Source organism: Nitrospirae bacterium YQR-1, from assembly GCA_039908095.1.
GTDB lineage: Bacteria > Nitrospirota > Thermodesulfovibrionia > Thermodesulfovibrionales > Magnetobacteriaceae > Magnetomonas.
Genome location: JAMOBJ010000015.1, coordinates 48,289 through 72,292, shown reverse-complemented (window position 1 = coordinate 72,292; position 24,004 = coordinate 48,289). Strand labels below are relative to the sequence as shown.

24 protein-coding genes are annotated in these 24,004 nt (G+C 44.2%); 9 read left to right on the top strand and 15 right to left on the bottom strand.

The features are described from left to right. Positions 1-341: 341 nt before the first annotated feature. The 8 genes from H7844_08965 to H7844_08930 form a co-directional block, all read right to left on the bottom strand. Positions 342-1,076, bottom strand: coding sequence for a uracil-DNA glycosylase (locus H7844_08965; protein MEO5357416.1), 735 nt, complete (start codon positions 1,074-1,076; stop codon positions 342-344). Between the two features lies 1 nt (position 1,077). Further along, positions 1,078-1,929, bottom strand: coding sequence for an NAD(+)/NADH kinase (locus H7844_08960; GenBank protein MEO5357415.1), 852 nt, complete (start codon positions 1,927-1,929; stop codon positions 1,078-1,080). Continuing rightward, positions 1,904-2,341 carry a tRNA (adenosine(37)-N6)-threonylcarbamoyltransferase complex ATPase subunit type 1 TsaE gene (gene tsaE / locus H7844_08955; protein MEO5357414.1) on the bottom strand — a complete coding sequence of 146 codons (438 nt, stop codon included), beginning with the start codon at positions 2,339-2,341 and terminating at the stop codon, positions 1,904-1,906. Before tsaE ends, H7844_08960 begins: the two co-directional genes overlap by 26 nt. Beyond that, entirely contained in the window at positions 2,328-3,095 is a 768-nt protein-coding gene (pgeF, locus tag H7844_08950) for a peptidoglycan editing factor PgeF (GenBank protein ID MEO5357413.1), read from the bottom strand. The genes tsaE and pgeF overlap by 14 nt, the downstream gene beginning before the upstream one ends. Next, a complete protein-coding gene (locus H7844_08945) occupies positions 3,058-3,681 on the bottom strand; it encodes a methyltransferase domain-containing protein (protein ID MEO5357412.1) in 624 nt (207 codons plus the stop codon). Before H7844_08945 ends, pgeF begins: the two co-directional genes overlap by 38 nt. Before the next feature lie 23 nt (positions 3,682-3,704). Further along, positions 3,705-5,492 carry an HD domain-containing protein gene (locus H7844_08940; GenBank protein ID MEO5357411.1) on the bottom strand — a complete coding sequence of 596 codons (1,788 nt, stop codon included), beginning with the start codon at positions 5,490-5,492 and terminating at the stop codon, positions 3,705-3,707. A 45-nt stretch (positions 5,493-5,537) separates the two neighbouring features. Further along, positions 5,538-6,059, bottom strand: coding sequence for a chemotaxis protein CheX (locus H7844_08935; GenBank protein ID MEO5357410.1), 522 nt, complete (start codon positions 6,057-6,059; stop codon positions 5,538-5,540). Between the two features lie 246 nt (positions 6,060-6,305). After that, positions 6,306-6,488 (bottom strand): ferredoxin, encoded by a 183-nt coding sequence (locus H7844_08930; protein ID MEO5357409.1) that lies wholly within the window; start codon positions 6,486-6,488, stop codon positions 6,306-6,308. Positions 6,489-6,662: 174 nt separating this feature from the next. Between H7844_08930 and H7844_08925 the strand changes: the two genes are divergently transcribed. Next, a complete protein-coding gene (locus H7844_08925; GenBank protein MEO5357408.1) occupies positions 6,663-8,876 on the top strand; it encodes a heavy metal translocating P-type ATPase in 2,214 nt (737 codons plus the stop codon). A 400-nt stretch (positions 8,877-9,276) separates the two neighbouring features. Here the strand turns inward: H7844_08925 and H7844_08920 are convergent, their stop codons facing one another. Together H7844_08920 and H7844_08915 are read right to left on the bottom strand one after the other, a co-directional pair. Further along, complete coding sequence (locus H7844_08920; protein ID MEO5357407.1) at positions 9,277-10,299, bottom strand: hypothetical protein; 1,023 nt, start codon at positions 10,297-10,299, stop codon at positions 9,277-9,279. 129 nt (positions 10,300-10,428) lie between these two features. Then, on the bottom strand, positions 10,429-10,707 hold the full coding sequence (locus tag H7844_08915) for an HU family DNA-binding protein (protein ID MEO5357406.1): 279 nt from the start codon (positions 10,705-10,707) through the stop codon (positions 10,429-10,431). Positions 10,708-10,767: 60 nt separating this feature from the next. Here H7844_08915 and H7844_08910 point away from each other — a divergent pair, with 60 nt between their 5' ends. Both H7844_08910 and H7844_08905 read left to right on the top strand, forming a co-directional pair. Continuing rightward, positions 10,768-11,478 carry a GDSL-type esterase/lipase family protein gene (locus H7844_08910; protein ID MEO5357405.1) on the top strand — a complete coding sequence of 237 codons (711 nt, stop codon included), beginning with the start codon at positions 10,768-10,770 and terminating at the stop codon, positions 11,476-11,478. A gap of 89 nt (positions 11,479-11,567) precedes the next feature. After that, on the top strand, positions 11,568-11,969 hold the full coding sequence (locus H7844_08905) for a bacteriohemerythrin (protein MEO5357404.1): 402 nt from the start codon (positions 11,568-11,570) through the stop codon (positions 11,967-11,969). A 135-nt stretch (positions 11,970-12,104) separates the two neighbouring features. Here H7844_08905 and recO read toward each other — a convergent pair whose 3' ends face one another. The 5 genes from recO to H7844_08880 all read right to left on the bottom strand — a co-directional run bounded on the left by recO (position 12,105) and on the right by H7844_08880 (position 16,180). Then, entirely contained in the window at positions 12,105-12,890 is a 786-nt protein-coding gene (gene recO, locus H7844_08900) for a DNA repair protein RecO (protein MEO5357403.1), read from the bottom strand. Beyond that, on the bottom strand, positions 12,890-13,342 hold the full coding sequence (locus H7844_08895; GenBank protein ID MEO5357402.1) for a bifunctional nuclease family protein: 453 nt from the start codon (positions 13,340-13,342) through the stop codon (positions 12,890-12,892). Before H7844_08895 ends, recO begins: the two co-directional genes overlap by 1 nt. Before the next feature lies 1 nt (position 13,343). Next, the gene (gene era, locus H7844_08890) at positions 13,344-14,249 is read right to left on the bottom strand and encodes a GTPase Era (GenBank protein MEO5357401.1); all 906 of its coding nucleotides are present in this window, start codon (positions 14,247-14,249) and stop codon (positions 13,344-13,346) included. Next, the gene (locus tag H7844_08885; GenBank protein MEO5357400.1) at positions 14,250-15,443 is read right to left on the bottom strand and encodes a pyridoxal phosphate-dependent aminotransferase; all 1,194 of its coding nucleotides are present in this window, start codon (positions 15,441-15,443) and stop codon (positions 14,250-14,252) included. Positions 15,444-15,682: 239 nt separating this feature from the next. After that, entirely contained in the window at positions 15,683-16,180 is a 498-nt protein-coding gene (locus tag H7844_08880; GenBank protein MEO5357399.1) for an Hsp20/alpha crystallin family protein, read from the bottom strand. A 456-nt stretch (positions 16,181-16,636) separates the two neighbouring features. On the opposite strand from H7844_08880, the gene hyfB reads away from it, so the two are divergent. Genes hyfB through H7844_08850 form a run of 6 tightly spaced genes read left to right on the top strand, consistent with a single transcriptional unit; the run spans position 16,637 to position 23,801 of the window. Then, entirely contained in the window at positions 16,637-18,676 is a 2,040-nt protein-coding gene (hyfB, locus tag H7844_08875; GenBank protein ID MEO5357398.1) for a hydrogenase 4 subunit B, read from the top strand. Continuing rightward, a complete protein-coding gene (locus tag H7844_08870) occupies positions 18,673-19,620 on the top strand; it encodes an NADH-quinone oxidoreductase subunit H (GenBank protein ID MEO5357397.1) in 948 nt (315 codons plus the stop codon). Before hyfB ends, H7844_08870 begins: the two co-directional genes overlap by 4 nt. 1 nt (position 19,621) lies before the next feature. Next, on the top strand, positions 19,622-20,287 hold the full coding sequence (locus H7844_08865) for a formate hydrogenlyase (GenBank protein MEO5357396.1): 666 nt from the start codon (positions 19,622-19,624) through the stop codon (positions 20,285-20,287). Beyond that, positions 20,288-21,736 (top strand): hydrogenase 4 subunit F, encoded by a 1,449-nt coding sequence (locus tag H7844_08860; GenBank protein MEO5357395.1) that lies wholly within the window; start codon positions 20,288-20,290, stop codon positions 21,734-21,736. Then, positions 21,733-23,295: an NADH-quinone oxidoreductase subunit C gene (locus H7844_08855; GenBank protein ID MEO5357394.1), complete on the top strand. Its 1,563-nt coding sequence runs from the start codon at positions 21,733-21,735 to the stop codon at positions 23,293-23,295. Before H7844_08860 ends, H7844_08855 begins: the two co-directional genes overlap by 4 nt. Next, a complete protein-coding gene (locus tag H7844_08850) occupies positions 23,292-23,801 on the top strand; it encodes an NADH-quinone oxidoreductase subunit B family protein (protein MEO5357393.1) in 510 nt (169 codons plus the stop codon). Before H7844_08855 ends, H7844_08850 begins: the two co-directional genes overlap by 4 nt. The last annotated feature ends 203 nt before the right edge of the window (positions 23,802-24,004 follow it).

Genomic DNA, 24,004 nt, shown 5'->3' with positions numbered 1-24,004 from the left:
CCTTGCCGCCTTGTTATACTTCTGACTGCAACTTGGTATAATGCAAGGTTGCATTCAATAGTCTAACTTTGTTGGCTTCGTTAAAAGCTCCTCAGCGTACTAAAAGTACGCCTGCGTCGCTTTCTCCTTGCCGCCTTGTTATACTTCTGACTGCAACTTGGTATAATGCAAGGTTGCATTCAATAGTCTAACTTTGTTGGCTTCGTCAAAAGCTCCTCAGCGTACTAAAAGTACGCCTGCGTCGCTTTCTCCTTGCCGCCTTGTTATACTTCTGACTGCAACTTGGTATAATGCAAGAGTTGCAGTCAAAAGAGTAATACCAAGTTGCATTCATTTCTATATTATATCCCTGCGTTTTCCGGAGCCTCTATAATCTCTATGCCCAGCACCCTCAAAACCTTCAGTGCATCCTCCCAGACTATCTTTTTGGCACTGGGATTTCTCAGTAAATATGACGGATGATAAGTGGGCATTAACCTGATTCCATGATAGTCCCTGAACTCTCCCCTTAAACGTGTTATCGGTTTGTCGGTATTTAAAATCGCCTGAGTTGCCACCGTCCCTAAAGCCATTATTGCAGCAGGCGAGATGGATGCTATCTGGGATTTAAGAAAACCAATACATGCCTTGACCTCATCCCGCTCAGGGTCCCTGTTGGCAGGCGGACGGCATTTAACAACGTTTGCGATGTAAACATCCTCCCTCTTAAAGCCCATTTTATTAATGAGGCTGGTAAGAAGTTTCCCTGCTCTGCCCACAAAAGGCCTCCCCTGCTCATCCTCATCCGCACCCGGGCCCTCCCCTATAAACATCAACCTCGCATCGGCGGCGCCCTCTCCAAACACTATGTTTTTTCTGGTCTTGTGAAGTTTACACCGTGTGCACTTGCCTATCTCACTGCGTATCACGTTTAATCCCACCCCCAAGCGGGTATCTTCTGTCTTTTGAGAAACGGCAGGCTGCTTTTTAGTTACTGGAAACACATCATCCTTTCCCGGAAAAGGTAATAATTCAAATCCCATTGCCTCATATACCCTCAATATTTCTACCAAGGTTGATGCAAATTTGCTACTCACCTTATCTCTCCCCCCACTTAAGCTTTTCCCTGAGAATCTGAAAATAGTCCCTCTCACAGGGAATCATCAACCGTGCCATGTTGACTGAGCGTTTGACGCTTACCACATCGTTTTCCATCAGATGATGCCCCAGTTGGCCGTCAAGTGTCAGATACACATCCTCACTTCCTGACCTTGCAATAATCTCTATGGACATGTCGTCGTTAATTACTATAGGCCGGTTTGTCAGTGTGTGAGAACAAATGGGGGTGATTACAAAACAGTGAAGGGTCGGATACAGAATTGGACCGCCCGCCGATAAAGAATACGCTGTTGAGCCTGTGGGCGTCGATACAATCAACCCGTCCGCCCTGAAGGTGGTTACATACATCCCGTCTATAAACATCTCAAGATCAAAGATGCGTGCCAGCGCTCCCTTTGTTATCACCACGTCGTTTAACACAGTGTACTGTGCCAGCGTTTTGCTGTCCCGTATGACCGTGGCATTTAACATAATCCTGTCCTCAACTGCACACTTACCGGTAATTACCTTTTCTATGACGTTAAAAACTTCCCCGATGCTTACCTCGGTAATAAAACCCAGACCGCCCAGGTTTATGCCAAAAATCGGAAGGTTACTCTCAGCAACAAGCCGTGAGGCGGCAAGCATTGTGCCATCCCCTCCCAGTACCACCACCATGTCACAGTGCTTTGGCATATCCTCCTGCGGCACACCCTTTAAGCCCGTTTCACGTGCAGAGTATGAGTCAACGCATACCTCTATTTGCCGCTCTCTAAGCCACGGTACTAGTTTTAACAATAACTCCAATGCTTCCTTTTTACCGCGCTTACATATTATCCCAACTCTGTTCATCCACTCCCTCTATAATTATTTCCCGCTCGTTATCGTTAAGATACTTCATGTTCACTGTTACATCCGCCGTTTCCGTTCCCTGAAGTTTATCCGCCCACTCTACAACTGCAATCCCGTCAGCGCCAAAGTACTCAAAAAGCCCTACATCCTCCATAGCGCTCAAATCATCCAGCCGGTAGAGGTCTATATGGTAGAGGGGCACTGCGCCCTCATGTACCGCAATTATTGTAAAACTTGCACTTGTTATATCAGAGCTGCTGATGCCCAATGCCCCGGCTATACCCTTAATTAATGTGGTTTTACCACTACCCAGCTCTCCTGTCAAAAACACCGTATCTCCGGCACGAAGCAGTCTGCCGAGCTTCAACCCAATGCTTATAGTTTCCCCTGTACAACCGCTAAGATAACGCATCGCCGTATGAAATAGTGATGAAGGCCCCCTGTCTGCCGGTGGTTGCAATGTTTTGTTTTTGAGACCGCCTGTAAGAATGGTATCTGCTTACACAACAGGTACACTCCGGCGATATCCATATATTTTCAGGATTTACCCCTAAGCTTACTGCCTGTATCTTATTTGCAGTGCTTAAATCTATGTGTTTGCCGCCGGCACTCTGTATGCACACATAATCTCCCTCTCCGGTGGCCTCAGAGACTGCCGCAATCACCTCATCACCAACCTCATAACAACAACTCCTTATCGATGGCCCAAGGGCCATTACAATGTCCGCCGCATCAGATTTAAATTCGCTGAAAAACCGTCCAAGCACACCGCCTAAAATCTCCTGAGCCGTCCCTCTCCAGCCGGCATGTACGGAGGCTGTCACCTTCCGGGCTTTATCGAAAACCAGAATCGGCACACAGTCGGCACTCTGCACCCCTGTGACAACATCCTCTCTGTCAGATATCACGGCATCAGCAACAGTATCCGGCGGTGGCAATGAAGTGTTTTTTCTTAAAACCACTATCGTATCCGTGTGCCTTTGAACCGGCATAAAAAGAGCCTTTGACGGTTTAAACACCTCTTGTACCTTAAGCCCCATGCCGCCGTCTGTAAAGAAAGCCTCGACTTCACAGTGTTTGAATATTTCAGGATATATTAAATTATTATCACCCCGTTGAGATGTAAGCTCATTTTGGGTTCTTAACAAGTAAAAATCCTTTAACAAATCCTACAGGGTCACCGTCTTTTACTTCCACAATTTTGACAGGTAAGCCGTCTATGATATCCTCAATTATTCTGGTTACGCTGGCAAAGCTGTAACTGAGCACTGCATCAACTGTGTTAGCCACGCCCTGAGGCACTGTGCCACGCCTAAAGAGATGGTCATATATGAGTATCTCGCCACCGGGCTTTGTAACGCGCACCACTTCCTCCATTGCCTTATGGGGATTAAACACCACCGTCAGAAACAAGCTCAGGATGGCCTTGTCAAACGTGTTATCATCAAACTTAAGATTTTCGGCGTCCATCTTGTGCAGTCTTGTGTTGTGGGGATAATGGAAGGCTTTTGTTTTTATTTTACCAAGCCCCAGCATTACGTCACTTATGTCTATACCGTCAACATCCACATTGCCGGGGAGAAAGGGCAAGTCATGTCCGCTTCCCACCCCGGGCACTAACACCCTGTCACCTTCTTTAAAATTCAGCATACCGATGGCTTTCTTTCTCCAATGCCTCAACGGAAGCATCAGGGCCGGGTAAAAAATCGGTATAAACGTATTAAATGAAAGAATTTTCAGTGCGTTTTTCATATGTGTCTCCTTGTATAGGGTTTTTAGTTGTCTTTGCCGGCCTCATCCGAGGGCCGGCTAAAAGGGTCATATGTTACTCCGTTGTAAGTAAATGAATCTAACTGATCTGCAGTTAATTCATTTTTAGCATACTCTACAAATAATCCGCTTGTTATGAAAAACTCCACAATATCCTTATCAAGGTGGTTGTCTTTAACCATAAAGCCTATGATCTTAACACATTCGGAGAGTTTTTTGCCAGGTCTGTATGGTCTGTCTTTTGCAGTGAGGGCCTCAAAGATGTCTGCTATGGCCAATATTCTGGACTTACGGCTAAGCTGCTCAGCCTTTAACCCGTTTGGATACCCTGTGCCGTCAAGCTTTTCATGATGTTCGGCTGCGTATTTTGCAACATTTGTAAGCTTTTTAGGCCACGGGAGCCCTCCTAACATCTTGCCTGTCATTACGGCATGGTTATTTATTATTAACCGCTCTTCCTCCGTCAAAGTACCTCTTCTAATAGAAAGATTCATTGTTTCGTCTTCATTTAAAAGCGGGATTCTCTTGTGGCCTATTACTATCTCTATAGATGCAATCTCTTTGAGTTTTGCTATTTTTTCATCAGCCATAAATTCACCACCAAGGTTGGCCACCCTTATTAATTCTATAGCATCAGAAAATTCCTTTAGTTTACCGTCCAGTTCCTCACGGAGTTTACTAAGCACCCCTTCAGTATTTCGTACCCCGGTGCTTAGAATTTCACACTTTCTTTTGAGATAATCATTTTCAGCCTGTTGTTTGAGTATTTCAAAGCGCGCCTCAATCGTGTGCAGCCTGTCATATATTTTTTCAAGTTTGGTTGATTTGTCAACGACATGCTCAGGGGTTGTAATTTTACCTATATCATGCATCCATGCGGCTATACGAAGTTCGTTTTCCTCATCAGGGGTGAGAACAAAATTCCGCCATCTCTCATCCTCCGAGTTACAAAGCCCGCGTGCTATTAGCAGCGTAAGGTCGGCAACACGTCTTATATGGCCCCCGGTATAGGCTGATTTCGCATCGATAGCATCCGCTATCACCTGTATGAAAGAATCCAGCAGGTGCCTAAGCCCCCTGATTAGCGACGAGTTGGTTATGGCAATTGCCGCCTGTGAAGCAAGTGACTCTATAAGCCTTTGATAGCGCGGCGAAAAAGCTATCACCACGCCGTTTTCATTGGTTGCGTTAAGAAGCTGCAATACTCCGATTATTTCATTTTCATGGTTTCTCATTGCTGTTACGAGCATGGACTTTGAGCGGTAACCTGTTTTTTCATCAAATGCCCTGGTTCCCTGAAAATCAAAACCCTCCACCTCATAGACGTCTGTGATGTTTACTGTTTTGCCGGTCAAGGCTACGTATGCCGAAACATTATTTTCGTTCCTGCTCTCATCCTCCTTGTACAATTGTACCGGTGGAAACGGTACCTCGCCGCCTTTTGTGCCGCCCATTAAAAAACCAAGTGATTTTGTGCGGATTATTTTAAATGACAGATTCCTCTCATCCTCTCCCATTATATACAAAGTACCGCCGTCTGCCCCGGTAAAATACATAGCCTTTTCCACTATCATCTCCAGCAGTGCTTCATGGTTTCGTTCGGCAGACAGAGCTATACCTATGGACATGAGCTCATTTTTGTAGTTTTCATTAACCTGTATAAGAGACTTTACTTCCCGTAAAACAATTTCAAATATCTCAGAGGCAGGTTTACCATCCCCTGAGATTGAGGGTTTGAGTTTCTCTGCAAAACCACTTAAAATTTCATTTACCACGCTGTCTTTAGAAAACATTTTATCCACCTGCTGAATTGCTTTTTTGTTTCGGCCCAGAGTGTTCTATCGCTTGTAATACTCTCTGCTTTTTACACTCATTGGTTTTATTGGTTTATTGTTCTCATCATCAAAACAAATTTCCACAAAAAAAGGACCGGCGGTAGTCTCAAAAGGAACCAGCACTATTTTGCCTTTTGATTTATGAGTTATCGTATGATTTTTTCCTACTATCGTTGTCGGTGTTGCCATATTAAACTTGTAGCCGTCCTCGGCTAAAACTTTACGTCCCCCGCCTGAGACCATATTGGTAATTTCACCAACCATATCTGATATCTCATCATTCATTTCTTTCATCTCCTCACCAAGCATCTTTGATGCAATATGTAAAATCGCCTGCTCTGTAAAGGTAATGGCTATTGAGCCTGATGTTCTCTCACCGGCAAGTCTTATTATGCCGGTTACATCTCCCATGGCTAAATTGTTGGCTTTAATACACGGTGCACCATATGTGACCTCAACCCCAGCCATAGTGGTTAAGACATTTACAAGGGCATCTAAAAATGGATTTACAAAATCTACGTTCACGGCTCCCTTGCAGCCCTCGATCTAAAGCTCAGTTGATAAACACCCTGAGGCCATTTTTTTATCAACAACCTTCAGGCGCGCCCAAATACCTCCTACATTATAGCAAAAAAACTTCATTCCATAAATTTTTTTTTTGTCAAACACAAACTTAATCATCAACACTCTTATAAAACATTAAAAAAAAGGGATTACACAAGGTAACCCCTTTGAATACTTCATACTATTTTAACTTAAAAAGCTTATAAATTACTCCCATTTAATGGCTTCAACCGGACAGGTGTCCATAGCTTCCTGACAATCGCAGGAATCGCACTTCCCAGGGTTAGAGGCAACAGCCTTATCTCCCTGCATTTCAAACACATCCGGACATAAAGAAACACACGTTTCGCAACCTGTACAAAGGTCCTGGTCAACAACAGGATTTTTCATTTAACTCCTCCTTAATTAGTATTTGCTTTTATTTAATATTAACACGCTCCATGCAACCCATGGAAATCCGTTAAAATACACCTGTGACATACACAAATTATGTTATCATTGATAAACATCAAATTTCACGTGATATGATAAACAAATTTTACAAAAATTAGCAAGGGAAAAATTATGTCAGACAAAAAAACGCTAAATATACAGATAACCGGCATGAGTTGCGCCGTCTGTGCAGGTTCTGTAGAAAAAGCTGTTAAGTCACTTAACGGTGTACTTGATGCTGTGGTTAATTTTGCGGCAGCTCGTGCAACAGTCATATATGCCCCCGGACTCATAACACCGGAGGGAATTGCAGAGGCTGTCAAAAATGCCGGTTACACGGCTCACATCACACAGAGCAATGTATCAGACACAGAAACTGAACAGGAACACTCCCTGTTAAAATTCCAGTTGATACTCAGCGGAAGTCTTACTGCTGTTATAATGGCAGGCTCTATGCTTTCAGTTGCCGTACTGTCCAATCCGTGGGTACTGTTATGTCTTGCCACGGTAGTACAGTTTTGGCCTGGGCTCATATTTTATAAGGCTGCCTTTTCAGCCCTGAAACATTTTACAACTAACATGAATACCCTTGTTGCAGTTGGAACAACGGCGGCATATTTTTACAGCACCTTTGAGGTACTGTTTCCGCACCTTTTATTAAACAGCCACAGAGAGTTCCCCCACCTGTACTTTGAAACAGCTGCAGCTATCATAACCTTTGTTATTATGGGGCGTTTTCTTGAGGTAAGGGCGAGGGGGCGCACCTCAGAGGCTATTAAAAAACTTATTAAATTGCAGCCTGACACTGCTTCCGTTATAAGAGACGGTAAGGAGCATATTGTTTCTGTTGACGCCGTGACGGTTGGAGATATTATTTTAGTACGGCCCGGGGAGCGGTTAGCCGTTGACGGAGAGATAACAGACGGCAGCTCCGCCATTGATGAGTCAATGCTGACCGGTGAAAGTCTCCCTGTAGAGAAAAATGCCGGCGATAAAATCAGAAGCGGCACTGTTAACACCTCAGGTGCCTTTATAATGCGGGCGCTTAAAACCGGACGGGAATCGTCCCTTGCTCGAATTATTAAACTTATTGAGGAGGCACAGGGCTCTAAAGCCCCAATTCAGAGGATTGCCGACACAGCAGCCTCAGTGTTTGTTCCCACAGTTATAGGCTTATCAGTCCTGACCTTTGTGCTATGGTTTTTATTTGACCATACGTACGGTTTTCAGAAAGGTTTAATGAGTTTTATAGCGGTCTTAATAATCGCCTGTCCGTGTGCTCTGGGGTTAGCTACCCCAACCGCTATTATGGTTGCAACCGGAAAGGGGGCCGAGAGCGGAATTCTGATACGAAACGCCGTAGCTCTTGAAAACTTATGCAAAGTAAATGTCATAGCATTTGATAAAACCGGTACTATTACTGAGGGGAAACCCTCTGTTACAGGTATTTTTGTTGATACTGAAATGAATGAAACTGAAGCCCTTAAAATAGCCGCCTCCGGTGAACACTACTCCGAACACCCCATAGCAAAGGCAATCGTAAATGAGGCACAAAAGCGTGAGATTGCACTTTACGAGTTTGATTCTTTTCGTTCAATAACAGGAGGCGGCATTACAGGCGTTATAAGTGGCGGAAAGGATGTAGTTTTAATCGGAAGTGAGAAATTATTGAAGGATTCTAAAGTGAATTTGTCCGCTTTCCACAATACGCTTGCAACAATTTCAGGTGAGGGTAAGTCTGCCGTCATTTTAGCGCTCAACAATAGACCATACGCCGTGTTTTCTATATCCGACACACTTAAGGCGACATCAAAGGCAGCCGTCGGTGAGTTGAAACACTCAGGGATTACCCCTGTGATGCTTACCGGAGACAATGAAACCGTGGCACGACTGATAGCACAAGAGACAGGCATAGACACGGTTTATTCAGGATTACTGCCTGAGGATAAAATCAAAGTAATAAGAGAGTTAAAAGATTCAGGCATGTTTACAGCAATGGTGGGGGACGGCATAAACGATGCTCCGGCACTTTCAGAGGCCCACATAGGGATTGCACTGGGCACCGGCACAGATATAGCAGTCGAATCAGCCGATATAATTTTGGTCAAAGGTGACCTGATGAGTGTTTCTAAGGCCATTGCACTTTCACGCCTTACAATTAAAACAATAAAACAAAACCTGTTTTGGGCCTTTATCTATAACATAATTGGGATACCGGCAGCCGCAGGGGTTTTAACGCTCTTTGGCGGTCCCGCCCTTAACCCTATGCTTGCCTCTCTTGCTATGTCTTTAAGCTCTGTATCGGTTGTTACAAATTCGTTACGGATTAAAAAGAAGAAATTATAGAAAGGCTAAAAAGCGCCCCTGCTAAAGGTTGCAACCCACCACTGACAACATTACATCTCTTAAAAGAAAACCTGCTCCTGACACTAAAAACAGTGCAACAGGACGATTGTATAAAAAATCTGTAAACTAATAACCTGTTAAACTAATGTCTAATTGCAAAAATAATAGATATTTCAAATAATTCTGATTAATTTTTTAAAAGAGGAGATTACCACGTCGCTGTGCTCCTCGTAATGACGGATAGAAACGTCAACACACAGCCCAGCGCCGTCATTGCGAACCCCAAGGGGTGTGGCAATCTCAGCCCTTAAAGGTAAAACTCATTGACAACGAAATTTTGCAAGCCATTATAAAAAGGATATAACTCTGAAAAACTATCGCAAACTTCTGCAATTAGACACTAATCTCCGGGTAACTGAACAGTGTCCGGTTTTGATGATAATTTTACCTTATTGGAAATATTCTCTCTGTACTCCAAAGGGTGGACTTCTATACTCACATTATCCGGTGCCGTATCATTATCCACTGTCTCCTTCTTTTTCTTTATCAGGTTTTGACGTTTTGCCGTTATGGGGGATTTATAGACTGTATCATCTTTAACCTCATATACCCAGGAAGAGATAATCCTGTAAACGCGGTTTAACGCATAATCAGTAACCCATAAATCACCGTCAACCCATACTACATCCGATGGTCTCTTTACCGCTGCCGGCAGAGACGCTCTCTGCACAATCTTGCCGGATTTAACATCAATCTTAACCAAATCAGCCTTTGTGCAATCGCTATATGATGCGGTTACACAAGCATTGTGGCCGATAACCCAAAGTCCTGGTTTAGCACAGTCCCAGGACACACCTGTTGGGTCCTTAACCGGTGAAAAGAACTCTGCTTCAATGTCGCCTGTAGCCGGAGAGACCTTATAAATTTTTGAGGTGCCGCCATCGGCAACCCACAAGGATTCACCGTCAAAAGCCAGTCCGGTTGGTTTATCACCCGGAGTATGAAGGGTCGATACAATACTGTTGTTTTGCATACTGAGTTTGATGATTTCCTTGCCTAAAGAATCGGCAATCCAGAGAAAACCGTTTTCACAGCAGTCACCCTCCCATGCCAGCCCGCAGATGTTTACATATTTGGGAATAGGCACAGGAAACTTTTCAAGCATAAAATTCAGCACTTTTGTTCTGGTTATATCATCAACTGAAGCGACATCAAGGAAGCCTATGGAGTAGTAAATTGATCTGTCACCAAGAATAAAATCCCTGCCATTCCATGTAACAGCATTAGGACCCCACCCTCTGTCGTCAAATGGTGTAAATGTAGGAGTATCGGAATACCACGCACAGCTAAAATTCAACAAAGGTAATAATAATACCGCAATCTTAACAGCTCTGACAGCATTTTTAAAAAAAACACGTTTCATCGTTATCTCCCTGATAAAATACTCTCTATAGAAGCACCATTGCTGTCAAACGGGCAATTCTCCCTACACCTGCAACCCACTGAGAGCCTCCTCAAACAACCCTTCATTGCTTTAATCGACATAAAAAAATTATTTATTATTTACAGCTTCTTTAAAGGCTTTCCCGGGAACAAACTTTGGAACCTTGGCCTCAGGTATCTTTATCGTTTCACTTGTCCTTGGATTACGGCCTTCTCTCGCCTTTCTGGTTGATACGGAAAATGTACCGAAACCTATGAATGTTACCTTTTGTCCGCTTTTAAGTGCATTGATTATTGCGTTGGTTGTAGAATCCAGTGCTTTTGATGCATCTGCTTTAGACAGATTCGCCTCTTTTGCTATCTGGTCTATTAACTCTGATTTCGTCATTAATCTCCTCCTCCTTAACTTAATAGTTGCATTATTGAAGCCTGAAAACTCAGGCACCATTTGGAGATTATACCAAAGGTGCTTGCTTTTTGCAATAAAAAAATAATAAAATCAATTGTAATAAAAAAAATAATGAGGGGAAAATATAAAAAAGTGTTCCGGGACGGTTTTAAAGGTTCAGATATAACTATTCTGGCGTTCGGAGACAGCCTGACTGTAGGCTTTCAATCGCCGACTTATGAACGTCCTTGGTATGAGGAAACCCCTTATGCTGATTTTTTAAAGGAAAAAATGCACTTTAAGGCTGATTTTATTGTTAGCGGAGTAAGCGGACAGTTGACCTCAGACATGGCGGAACGCTTTGAAAGTGATGTTTTAGACTTACAACCCAATTATGTTATCATACTGGGTGGAACCAATGATCTGGGTTGGGGCGTCACCATCAGCGAGATAGTGGAAAATCTCACCGGTATGTACCAAAGGAGTATAGCTAACGGTATAACTCCTGTTGCCGTAACTGTGCCCTCCATAAGAGGTTTTGATTCCGCTATCGCTCCGCGGGTGATGCTTAACTCTATGATTATGCAAAGCTCGGCTGATATGGGGTTTCACTGTATAGACCTCTTTGCCGCTACCTGTGAAAAAGATACCCTTGCCCTTGCTTCTGAGTATTCCAATGACGGACTACATCTCTCAACTGAGGGTTACAGGGTTATTGCCGATTTATTGTACGATGAGGTTTTTAGAAATATAAACCGGCAGGATGACTAATAATGACCAAAGGCAGCCGGAATTTTTACGGCCGTCTCTAAAATTATGCTACTATCTAACAAATTTAATATTAGCGCAAAGGAGGAAGGGTGGAAATATACTGGGATAATAGTCTGTCAACCGGAGTAAATATAATTGATGAACAGCATAAGGAGATAATTTCAAGAATTAACAATTTACTCTCGATGACAGAGGAAGAAAAAGAGGGAGAGCTGGATAAACTTCTCAGGTTTTTCGGCGGTTATGTTATAGACCACTTCAACACTGAAGAGGCCTACATGATTAAACACAAGTACCCTTTTTACGATGAGCATAAGGATGAGCACATGAAGTTTCTCAAAAGTTATTCCTCTCTGAAGAGACTCTTTGAGAAAGAGGGTGCCACTGATTTAATTATAACGGCTACACAAAATCAGGCTGTCGACTGGCTCATTAAGCATATTAAAAATATTGATCAGAAAATGGCGGATTTTTTAAGAAACAAAATTTAAACTCATTACAGGAGTGCTCTTATCTTCTCATGCCGGGTTGCAGTCATTTGATTAACTTTGTTGGCATCGTCGAAAGCTCCTTGACGTACGCTCCCCTAATAAAGGGGATTCCCCTGTAAGGGGAGGTGTCGCTTTCTACTTTCCGCCTGCGTTTACTTTTGAATTAGAGCTGGTCTTATACATGAAATCCCTTGTTTTGAGCCCGCGCTCCGTCCGGTATTTAATATGAAGGTTTAAAAAAACTTCAAGTTCAAATATGAGTTTATCATTGGGCTTAATTCTGTGGAGTTTATCAAGGCTCCATGAGGCAATGGTTTCATAGAGGCTGACAGCACCCATACTTATTAGCCTGCTGCCTGTTGAGCGGGTTTCATCTGTGGTTTTATCCTTACAATTGCCACAGATAACCGAACCCTCACTAAAATAAAAAGCCCCTGCCGATACACCGCACCTTGCACAGCCGTTTAGCCTGGGTGAAAGCCCTGCTTTTTCAAGTACCTTGATTTTATAGAACAAGCATCTCCTCATTGAGTCGCTCTCCTGACTTTCTATATGGTTTAACGTATCAACCAAGAGTTCAAACAGTCCGTCGTGATGTTCCTTTTCACCGAAAAGTGACATAGTGATTTCAAGTATTTCACATATTCTGACAAAACAGTCAAACTGCTCCCTGAGCTTTTGGTATGGACGAATGATATCGGCCTGAGTAAGATGCGGTAGTTGGGCATGTTCCCTGCCCATGAGGGATATTTTGATATGGGAAAGGGGTTCAAGAGCGCTGCCAAAGCGGCTCTTTGTTGTTCTAGGGCTTTTGGCAAAAGCACGCACAAAACCCTCCTCAGCAGAGAGAATCGTGAGTATTAAATCGGCCTCTCCCAGTGGAAAGCTCTTAAAGACAATACCCTCTGTCCTTAAAAGCATTACATGATATTTCCAAAGTCCTCAGGCTTGAGGTTTCGCAGCCATTCCTCAAGCTCATCAGCGTTTCTTTTTTCGATAACCGACTCGTCAACAAATATGGGAGAATTAGTTCTCAGGGCCACAGCCACAGCGTCGGAGGGCCGTGAGTCTATCGGCTTTTCGTTTTTACCGTCTGTCACATAAAGTGTGGCATAGTAGGTGTTATCTATGATTTCGCGCACCACTACCCTTGCCACGGAAAGCTTTAACTCATCAATCAGATTCTTTACCAGATCGTGAGTCAGCGGCCTTGGAGTTGCCACCCTGCCTAGTGCCAGGGCTATTGAATCGGCCTCCGGTTTCCCTATCCAGATAGGGAGTGTCTCCTCACCTTCCAGAGCTTTCAGTAACAAGATGTACATTCCACTTCTGGGGTCAAACAGTAGTCCGTCAACTTTCATTCTTATTACCACGTTAGTTATAACCCAGTTCCCTTAACATATTCACATCCTTTGTCCATTTACCCCTTACCTTTACAAGCAATTCCAGATATACTTTTGTACCAAGCATATCCTCAATTTCAACACGAGCCTTGCTTCCTATTTCCTTAAGCAGTGTTCCGCGCTTTCCTATTATTATACCTTTTTGGGAGTCTTTTTCAACATATATATTTGCCCCAATTGAGACTAGTTTGTTCGGTTTTTCTTTCCAGAGCACAATTTCTACAGCGATGGCGTGTGGCAATTCATCATGTGTAAGCTGCATGGCTTTTTCCCTTACAATTTCAGAGGCCATAAAGCGCTCGAATTTATCAGTCAGCACATCAAATGAAAAGCCGGCGGGCCGCTGTGGCAGTAACTGCAGAGTCCTCTCCAGCACAATGTCAATTCCATCGCCGGTTTTTGCCGAAACAGGAATTATCTCGCTGAAATCGTACAAACCCCTGTAGGCGTCTGTTACTTTCAGCAGCCGTGTCTTATCGGCCACGGCATCTATTTTATTTATTAAGAGGAAGACGGGTTTTCTCTGTTCTCTGATAGTTTCCAATATTACCTTTTCTGCATCACCGGGGTTGACAGGGTCGGTCACAAAATAGACCAGTTCGGTTTCCCTGACAGCCATAACAGCCGTTTTAACCAGAAACTCACCCAGCTTATTTCCGGCGTTATAAATCCCAGGGGTATCAAAATAAGCAATCTGTGCCCGATCCAAGTTTTTAACTCCCATAATCCTGTTTCTTGTTGTTTGGGGCTTAGGTGTTACAATGGCTAATCTGTGTCCGACAAGCAGGTTAAACAACGTGGATTTGCCGACGTTAGGCTTACCCACTATGGAAACAAACCCGAAACGGAACTCATCAATGCCCTCAGCCGCGGACACTTAAGAAAGAGCCTGCAGAGCCTTCTTAATTCTTTCGAGCCCCTCTTTTATGGTATCCATTGAGGTGGCATAGGAGATTCTGATATAACCCTCCATGCCAAAAGCGCTTCCGGGCACAAGTGCGACAGCGGCATCCTCCAGCAGATACATAGCCATATCCGATGAGTCGGAAACAGTGCGGCCTGTGGCTGATTTTTTTCCAAGATGAGCCTTTATGTTTGGAAATGCGTAAAATGCGCCCTGCGGCCTGCGGCAGACGACTCCTGGTATCTTATTTAACTCCTTTACTATGAATTCCCTTCTTTTATCAAACTCTTTTACCATGACAGCCACAGTGTCCTGCTGTCCCGTCATAGCCTCAATAGCAGCCTTCTGGGAAACAGAGGCCGGATTTGATGTTGACTGGCTTTGGATATTTTCCATGGCTTTAATAATGCTCTTATCTGCGGCAGCATATCCTATCCGCCATCCTGTCATAGAATGGGACTTTGAGAGCCCGTTTATTACAACTGTTTTCTTTTTTACTTCTTTATCAATGGAGGCTATGCTTATGTGAGAAAGTCCGTCGTAGAGGAGTTTTTCATATATTTCGTCTGAGACGATAAACAGATTGTGTTTAAGGGCAACCTCGGCAATTCCCTCAAGGGTTTTTTTGTCATAGGTGTAGCCGGTAGGATTAGACGGGTAATTAAGGATAACGGCTTTGGTTTTTTTCGTGATTTTTTCTCTGAGCGCATCCGCCGTGACCATGAAGAGGTCATCTTCAGAGGTATCAACAATTACCGGTTGAGCATCATTAAGCAGAACCTGGTCGGGATAAGACACCCAGTACGGAGCCGGAATTAAAACCTCATCGCCGGGTGAGTACAGGGCCTGTGCGGCGTTGTATAGAGAGTGTTTTGCTCCGCAGGATACCACTATTTCATTGCGGTCATATTCAAGTAAGTTATCCACCCTGAGTTTGTTTATTACAGCATCCTTAAGCTCAGGTACGCCTCCCACGGGGGTGTACTTTGTAAAACCATCTTTAATAGCCTTAATCGCAGCCTCTTTAATATTGTCAGGGGTGTCGAAATCCGGTTCTCCCAGAGCAAAACTAATAACATTCACCCCTGATGCTTTCATCTCCTTTGCTTTTGAGTCAATTGATAATGTTGCTGACGGTTTAATCTTCTTAGCTCTTTCTGATAACATTGTTATCCTGCCCTCTTTTTTTATTTATTTAGATTTACAAACTGCCCTACTGATTCTAACATATTCATGATATAATTTTTTGATTTTTTGATATAATTTTAATACATATTTTACGACTGCAAACTTGTATATTATCATAACAACTATTAGGGCAGCCACGGGGGCTGCCCCTACTTTCAATATAAAAAGTTTCTTTCTCAAAAAATCACCGGGCCCGGGCGTTGGGGCGCTTGAAAAACTTATGCCGCCTTAACTGCTATCCTTTTAGTCTCTTTTATAGCCTCTTCAGTCTTAGGCATGGTAATTGTCAGCACTCCGTTTTTAAATACAGCCTCAACCTTATCTGTCTCCACCTCTGCAGGAAGAGCGACGCACCGTGAGAAGCTGCCATAGCTGCGCTCCATCCGGTAGTAGTTGCTCCCTTTAGTCTCCTTTTCGTCCTTCTTTTCACCACGTATAATCAGGGAGTCTTTTCTCAATGAAACATCAATGTCTTTTTCATCCATGCCGGGCAGTTCCGTTGTAATTCTGATATCTTTGTCACCTTCCATCACATCTATCCTCGGACTAAACCTCCCGCCAAAACCACCAAAGGGTCCGAAGCCGGCAGTGTCAAGGAAGTTGTCAAAAAGCTCATTGATGTTGCGGTGTAAAGTTGCCCACCCGGGCTCCTCCTCACGCCTTATGGCTAAATTTGAGCCCTTGTTCCACCACGGGATTAGGTCCTTCAGTTCCATAGTATTACCCTCCTTTTTGTTTCAATCAATGCCCGTTAAACGGCCATTTCACCTGTTTACTGTTATAATTACAATTTTCATGCCAAACATATAACTGCCTGATAAACAATGATTTTTTGTTTTTAATATACTCTTGCAATAACAAATCAAACTCAGAATCAGGCCAAAATGGCCTATCTATAGACTACAATATACTATTGGCCTGAAATTAAAGAATTGCGGCTAACTTTCTGATATAGGCCAAATCGGCCTATTAAGTGTTGAAACGGCCTACCATGAAGTCATAGACAAGCAATTTATAAACTTTCTATATATTGACAAACAATTATTCAATAGGATAGCATATTGCCGTGTGTCAATTGATGATGTATCAGTACACTATAAACTTAGCAGTATAAATATGGCTGCTCTGCAAATAAATCATTTAGAAAAACCAATCTGTCAGGTAATACACAGTTGGTAACCACTATAGAATTATCACTTTTTACTACCCTTACATTTATTATACCGCTCTTTATTGCCATGGCAATTAGCAAAAGCCGTAACCTCTTGATATACCTCTGTTTTTCTGTATCAGCCTTAGCTTCTTTAGTAACTGCTATTGCAGGGCTTTTGGCAGTGACCGGCGGTATAACTGAACAGATGGTACTGCCGCTGGGGCTGCCGGCTCTTCCATTTCATCTGAGGCTTGACAGTCTTTCCGGATTTTTTCTGTTTGTTGTCGGCCTGCTTTCATGTTATGTTTCAATATATTCAATTGGTTATGTAAACGGCCTTGCCGAGGGTAAGCCTGTAAAGAGACTTATCGTGTTTTACAATCTCTTTGTTATGGGAATGATTATGGTAATCCTTGCTGATGACGCCATGTTTTTTATGATTTCGTGGGAGGTGATGGCAGCATCGTCTTACTTCCTGGTTATATTTGAGGACGGACGCAGTGAAAACAGGAGGGCTGCCTATCTTTACATGGTAATGGCCCATGTCGGGGCAATCTTAATACTTCTTTCTTTTGGAGTTTTGGCTGGAATTACGACAGGTTTTGAGAATTTTACAGCTTATACTTTTGATGCAATGAGGCAAACGGAGTTTCCACTGAGATGGGCAACGGCGGCATTTTTGCTTTCTTTTTTAGGTTTTGCGGCCAAAGCCGGAGTGATCCCTTTTCATGTCTGGCTACCTGAGGCGCATCCGGTAGCGCCTTCAAATGTTTCCGCCCTGATGAGTGGAGTAATGCTTAAAACCGCTATATATGGAATAATACGAATTACTTTTGACATAATACGGGTGTTTCCTTGGTGGTGGGGGGCGGTGGTGCTTGTGCTGGGGTTGCTCTCAGCCGTCATGGGAATACTTTATGCCCTGATGCAGCACGATTTAAAAAAACTGCTTGCCTACAGCTCGGTTGAAAATATTGGAATAATCCTGATAGGAATAGGGTTGGCTATGATCTTTACCTCTTTTCATCTTCCGCTTATGGCAGCTCTTGCCCTCATAGCCGCCTTATATCATGTAATGAACCATGCAATGTTCAAGGGACTGTTGTTTATGGGGGCGGGGGCTGTCCTTCACGCCACCCATGAAAGAAATATGGATGAAATGGGAGGGCTTATACGCTGCCTGCCGTGGACGTCAGTGTTTTTTCTGATTGGCTGCATATCAATTTCAGGACTACCTCCATTTAACGGATTTGTTTCAGAATGGCTTATCTTTCAGGCGTTTTTGCTCTCCCCGTCACTGCCAAACCAGCTTATGAAGCTTTTGATACCTTTGGGAGCAGCCCTGCTTGCTTTGACCGCCGCCATGGCATCCGCCGCATTTGTTAAAACCTTCGGCGTTATTTTCTTAGGTAACCGCAGGGGCCACAGCCGGCACGACGTAGTTGAAGTGGGATGGACTATGCGTATTGGGATGACTCTTGCGGCGTTCACTTGTCTTTGTCTTGGAATTCTGCCAACCATTGTAACAGACTGGATGGACGTCATTACTGAGCGGCTCTTTGGAACAAAACTTAATGTTACCTCAGGGGTATATGGCTGGATGTGGCTGACTCCGGTTGACCCTGAACGGGCTTCTTACTCAGGGCCGCTTGTCCTTATCGGCATTATTGTTGTTTGTACAGTTACCTACTTATTGCTCCATGTTAAGTCAGGCAAAATACGCAGGGGGCCTGTTTGGGATTGCGGGTTTCAAAAACTTAATCAAAAAATGCAATACAACGCCGTATCTTTTGCTATGCCGTTTCGCAGAATATTCGGGTTTCTTTTTGATATAAGAGAGCAGGTAAGTGTATCCCGGCAGCAGAGACATTCCGCTTTTCCTGTGAGATCAAATTACTACCTCAGAGTAAGAGACCGCTTTTGGGGTTGGATTTATAAACCCGTTGTTGATATAGTCGTGTTGTTTTCCAGAAAAGCAGGGATGCTCCAGCATGGTAAAATACATGTGTACCTTATATATTCATTTGTAACAATAATCCTTCTGCTGGGCTTGTTATGAAAGCATTAAATTTGATTTTCATCGAGGTTTTGCAAGTACTGATTGTCCTGTCGGCGGCTCCTGCTTTTGTAGGGTGGGTGGACATGCTGAAGTGCTGGTCTCAGGGGAGGTCATCGGCAGGGTTGCTTCAGCCATACAGAAATATCGCAAAGCTGTTTGTCAAGGATATTGTGCTGGCTCATAACGCCTCGTGGATATTTCGTTTTACTCCGTATTTTGTCTTTGGCACCTCAGTTGTTGTTGGAAGCGTAATTCCTATAGTTTCGATGAACTTGTTTTTGGCGCCAAGTGCTGATATTATTGTCTTAATCGCACTTTTTTCAACAGCCAGATTTTTTACCGCATTGGCAGGGATGGATGTGGGCACTGCATTTGGCGGGATGGGTTCCAGTCGTGAGATGATGATAGCTTCTCTTACGGAGCCTGCCATTTTGATGGCTATTTTTACCGTATCACTGGCAGGAAAGTCAACATCCTTGTTTCACATAGTGCAGTCATTTCAAAGCGGCGTGTTGATTTTGAGGCCGTCAATTGTATTTGCTGCACTTGCATTTATTCTTGTAGTAATTGCAGAAACAGGCAGGGTTCCGGTAGATAATCCGGCAACTCACCTTGAGTTGACCATGGTGCATGAGGCAATGATTCTGGAGTATTCGGGCAGACACCTTGCTCTTATACAGTGGGGCGCAATGATGAGATTTTTTCTTTTTGCCACACTTGGTATTGCATGTTTTTTGCCATGGGGGATAGCTGCCACTGATACCGCAGGGGAGATTGCCGTATCAGTTTTCTTTATGCTTATAAAGCTTGGCATCATTGGTATTGCCGTGGTTCTGACGGAGACCGGGCTTGCAAAGATGAGATTATTCCGTTTAACCGAATTTCTGGGAGCCGCTTTTTTGATGGCTACTCTTGGTATGATATGCTTTTTTATTCTGGAGTGATATGAGCGTTGAGGTAATGGCACAGATAAATAGTTTTCTGGCGGCATTGGTGTTATTAAGCGCTTTTGCAATGCTTGCGCAGAGGAAAATAAAAAGCTTAGTCACCTTATTTGCATGGCAGGGACTTTTTCTTTCAATAAACACAGCACTCGTAGGGTTTGTGGCCGCCAAGCATCATCTCTACATATCATCGGTTTTAACTCTCTCGATAAAAGTAATCCTCCTACCGTACATATTGCATGTCCTTGCTGTGCGCCTTAAGATCAGAAAAGAGATGGAAACAATAGTTAATATCCCAACGACAATGTTGATAGGCATTGCACTTGTTATTTTCTCGTACCATCTTACAGCCCCGGTCAGAGAGCTTTCCACTCTTATAACCCGTTCAACCCTTGCAGTTGCCCTTGCAACAGTTATGATAGGGCTTCTAATGATGATAACGAGAAAACACGCCGTCACGCAAATAATAGGATTTCTTGCAATGGAGAACGGTCTTTTCTTTGCAGCTACCAGTGCGACATACGGTATGCCTTTGGTGGTGGAGCTTGGTGTTGCTCTGGATGTTTTAATTGCCGCCTTCATATTCGGAATATTTTTCTTCCAGATAAGCACAACATTTGACAGCCTCAGTGTGGAGCAGATGGAGAGCCTGCGGGAGGACAACTGAATGATACTCCTTGTTTTGCTTATAACGCCGCTTGTGGCTGCTTTGGTTTTAGCCTTTATCGGGGACAGGAGGTTTGCACCTGAACTAAATATTTTATCATCGGTTTTAACTCTTGCAGCCGGTGCTGTTCTTGCCATTGAGGTCTGCAACCACGGGCCGGTTATAACAGGCGGCAAATTCTTCTATGTTGACGCCTTTAGCGTATTCCTCTCTGTGCTTACCTCTTTTGTCTCTGTTACTACCGCTGTCTTTAGCCGCAGGTATATGGAAAGAGAGAGGGAACACGGACGGGTTGGACACAGGCGTATGCGCTTTTATCATGCTATGTTTCAAATGTTTATCTTTGCTATGCTGCTGTGTTTGCTCACTAACAACATAGGGGTGTTGTGGATAGCGATGGAGCTTGCCACCTTATCAACTGTGCTTCTGGTCTCGCTCTACCGCAGCCCCGGAGCGATAGAGGCCGCATGGAAGTATTTTATACTCTGCGGGGTCGGCATTGCTCAGGCTCTTTTTGGAACGGTTTTGTTATACTTTGCGGCTGAGAAAGTGTTGGGTGAGGGCGGGGAGGCGCTGCTTTGGACAAACCTTATTGGGGTAAGCGGCAAGCTTGAACCTACTGTACTTTCTCTGGCTTTTGTTTTTCTGGTTGTGGGTTATGGCACGAAGGTGGGTCTTGTTCCCTTACACAATTGGCTTCCCGACGCCCACAGTGAGGGCCCTACACCTATCTCAGCAGTGCTCTCAGGTCTTCTGTTAAATATCGCTCTCTATGCTCTTGTCAGATGCAAGGTGCTGGTGGATGGCTCAACTCACACCCACTATGCCGGAAACATTATGATGGGATTCGGGATTGTATCAATTTTAGTTGCCTCTTTTTCCATCCTCAGACAAAGAGATATTAAGCGCATGTTTTCTTATTCATCTATCGAGCACATGGGAATTGCTACTTTTGCTTTTGGTCTTGGCGGGTCTATCGCCACATTTGGCGCACTTCTGCATATGCTTATGCACAGCCTTACAAAATCCTCAATATTTTTCATTACAGGCAACGCTTGCCAAATGCACCGTACACAGGAGATAGCTAAAATAAAAGGACTGTTTAACGGTGATTCTTTTGTCGGCTGGACATTGATGCTATCTTCGATGGCAATTGCCGGTATGCCGCCCTTTGGTATTTTTACAAGTGAATTTCTAATTCTTACCGCTACCATAAAGGAAGCGCCACTTTTAGCGCCTTTTATCCTTATAGGCCTTGCTGTTGCCTTTGCAGGGCTTCTGAGGAAAGTTCAATATATGGTCGCAGGGGATGTTCCCTCATATTATACACCAATGAAGACAGCCCGCACACCGGTTTTGCTTCACATGACACTGGTGCTTGCCCTTGGTTTCTATCTGCCGGATTTCCTAAATAAGTGGTTTCAGAGTGCGGTAGAGTTATTGAAATGAATACATTAGCTGAGGCACTTAAGGGCGCATTTGGCGCTGAAGCGGTCACTGATAAAAACAGAACTCCGGTTACATTTACAGTGCCGGCGGAGAGATTTGCAGAGGCCGCTAAAGTGCTAAAGGACTCATTTGCTTTTCTTAGTGCAGAGTGGGCAACAGATGAAAGAGATGCAGGCAGGGGCTTCGGCATCCATGCTTGTTACAGATGGGGGAGCGAGTACCTGATAGTGAAGGCTCGGCTGCCTCAGCATAATCCAACCTTCCCAAGCCTTATAAAGCACTTTGTGCCAGCCTACAGGTTTGAGCGCCAAATAAGAAGCCTCATGGGGATAACACCGGCGGGGCATCCGGATGACAGACCGTGGATAAAATTTGAGGATTGGCCGCAGGATGCATGGCCTCTCAGAAAGTGTTTTGACGCATCAAAGCCGATGCAACCGGTGGAAGGGGACTACGCATGGCTTAAGGCTGAGGGTGAGGGCGTGTATGAGATTCCGGTTGGCCCCGTCCATGCTGGTATAATTGAACCGGGACACTTCAGGTTTCAGGCGGTTGGGGAGACCATAATTAATCTTGAGGAGCGTCTTGGTTACGTCCACAAGGGGATAGAAAAGAGATTTGAATCTATGGCGTGGGATACTGCGGTTAAATTAGCAGGGCGGGTATCTGGTGATACAACAGTTGCTCACGCCACGGCCTACTGCATTGCCCTTGAATCGATGACACAGTGCCGGGTGCCGGAGCGGGCGCAGTGGCTTAGGGCACTTTTTCTTGAACGGGAGCGTATTGCCAATCACCTTGGCGATATAGGGGCAATTTGCAATGACGCTGCATTTGCTTTTATGTTATATCAGTGCTCACGGCTTAAGGAAAGCCTTATGCGTACCAACCATAAGCTCTTTGGGCACAGGTTTATGATGGACAGAGTGATTCCCGGTGGTGTGACAGTTGATGTAGATTCAGAGGGCAAAAAGGAAATCTTAACGGAGCTGGATTTCCTTGAGGAAGACTTTGGGCGGCTGGTTACTATCTATGAGGAGAGTGCTTCGCTTGAGGACAGAGTGCGTAACACCGGCATACTGTCATCCGAATTGGCAAGAGAGCTTTGTACGGTAGGAATAGTAGCACGGGCAAGCGGCCTTAATGTAGATTGCAGGGTTCATAACCCGTACCCTCCATATGATTCACTGGAAGTAGCGGCCCCTGTGCTTACCGCCGGGGATGTGCACGCAAGGGTGTGGGTACGGGTAGAGGAAATACGGGAGTCCGTGCGCCTGTTGCGGCGTATTCTCAGAAAAATGCCTGTAAGCGGCATAATTACTAAGTGCAGCGTGCCCTTGCCTGATTCAACAGGGTTTGCGGCGGTTGAGGGATGGCGCGGGGAGATACTCTACTGGCTACAAAGCGGCCCCACCGGAGCAATAAACAGGTGTATGGTCAGAGACCCGTCCAGTGTAAACTGGCTGGCCCTTGAGCAGGCAATAAAGGGTAATATAGTCCCTGATTTTCCTCTTTGCAACAAGAGTTTTAATCAGTCGTATTCGGGGCATGACCTATGATTAGAATTCTGCGCCAGATATTTCTCCACACAGGCATTGTTACAGACTCAAGCCCACGAATTGATGACCCCAAAATAACCATATCGGAAATCAAACTTGAGGATTCCGTAAAAAAGTATTTCAAGCGGAGCTTAGCGGTAAGGGAAGTGGATGCAGGCTCATGTAACGGTTGCGAGCTTGAGATTCATGCCATAAATAACCCGGTATATGACTGTGAGAGATTTGGTATTCATTTTACCGCCTCACCCAGATTTGCAGATGTATTACTTGTCACAGGGCCGGTAACTAAAAATATGGAAATAGCTCTTGTCAGGACCTATAATGCAGTGCCCTCTCCTAAATTTGTAATTGCAGCCGGTGACTGTGGCTGCAATGGCGGGATATTTGGTGAAAGCTATGCTTCTTTGGGAGGAGTTGACAAGATTATTCCGGTAGATGTTTATATTCCGGGCTGTCCACCAACTCCTGTTGATATCTTAAACGGATTTTATAAGTTGTTTTTGTGATACGAATATTTATCCGGTTTTACCGTTCAGACGGTCAACTTTACAATTATTAGGGCACTTTGATTGAATTTATAAAATCTGTTAGTATATCTATGAAGAGTTATACAGGCATCCGAAGTAATGCTGTTATACTATAGGTAACGATGAAAAGTTAAACATTTTGAGGGGGGGAACCAGCTTTTGATAGGGTTAATGATATATAA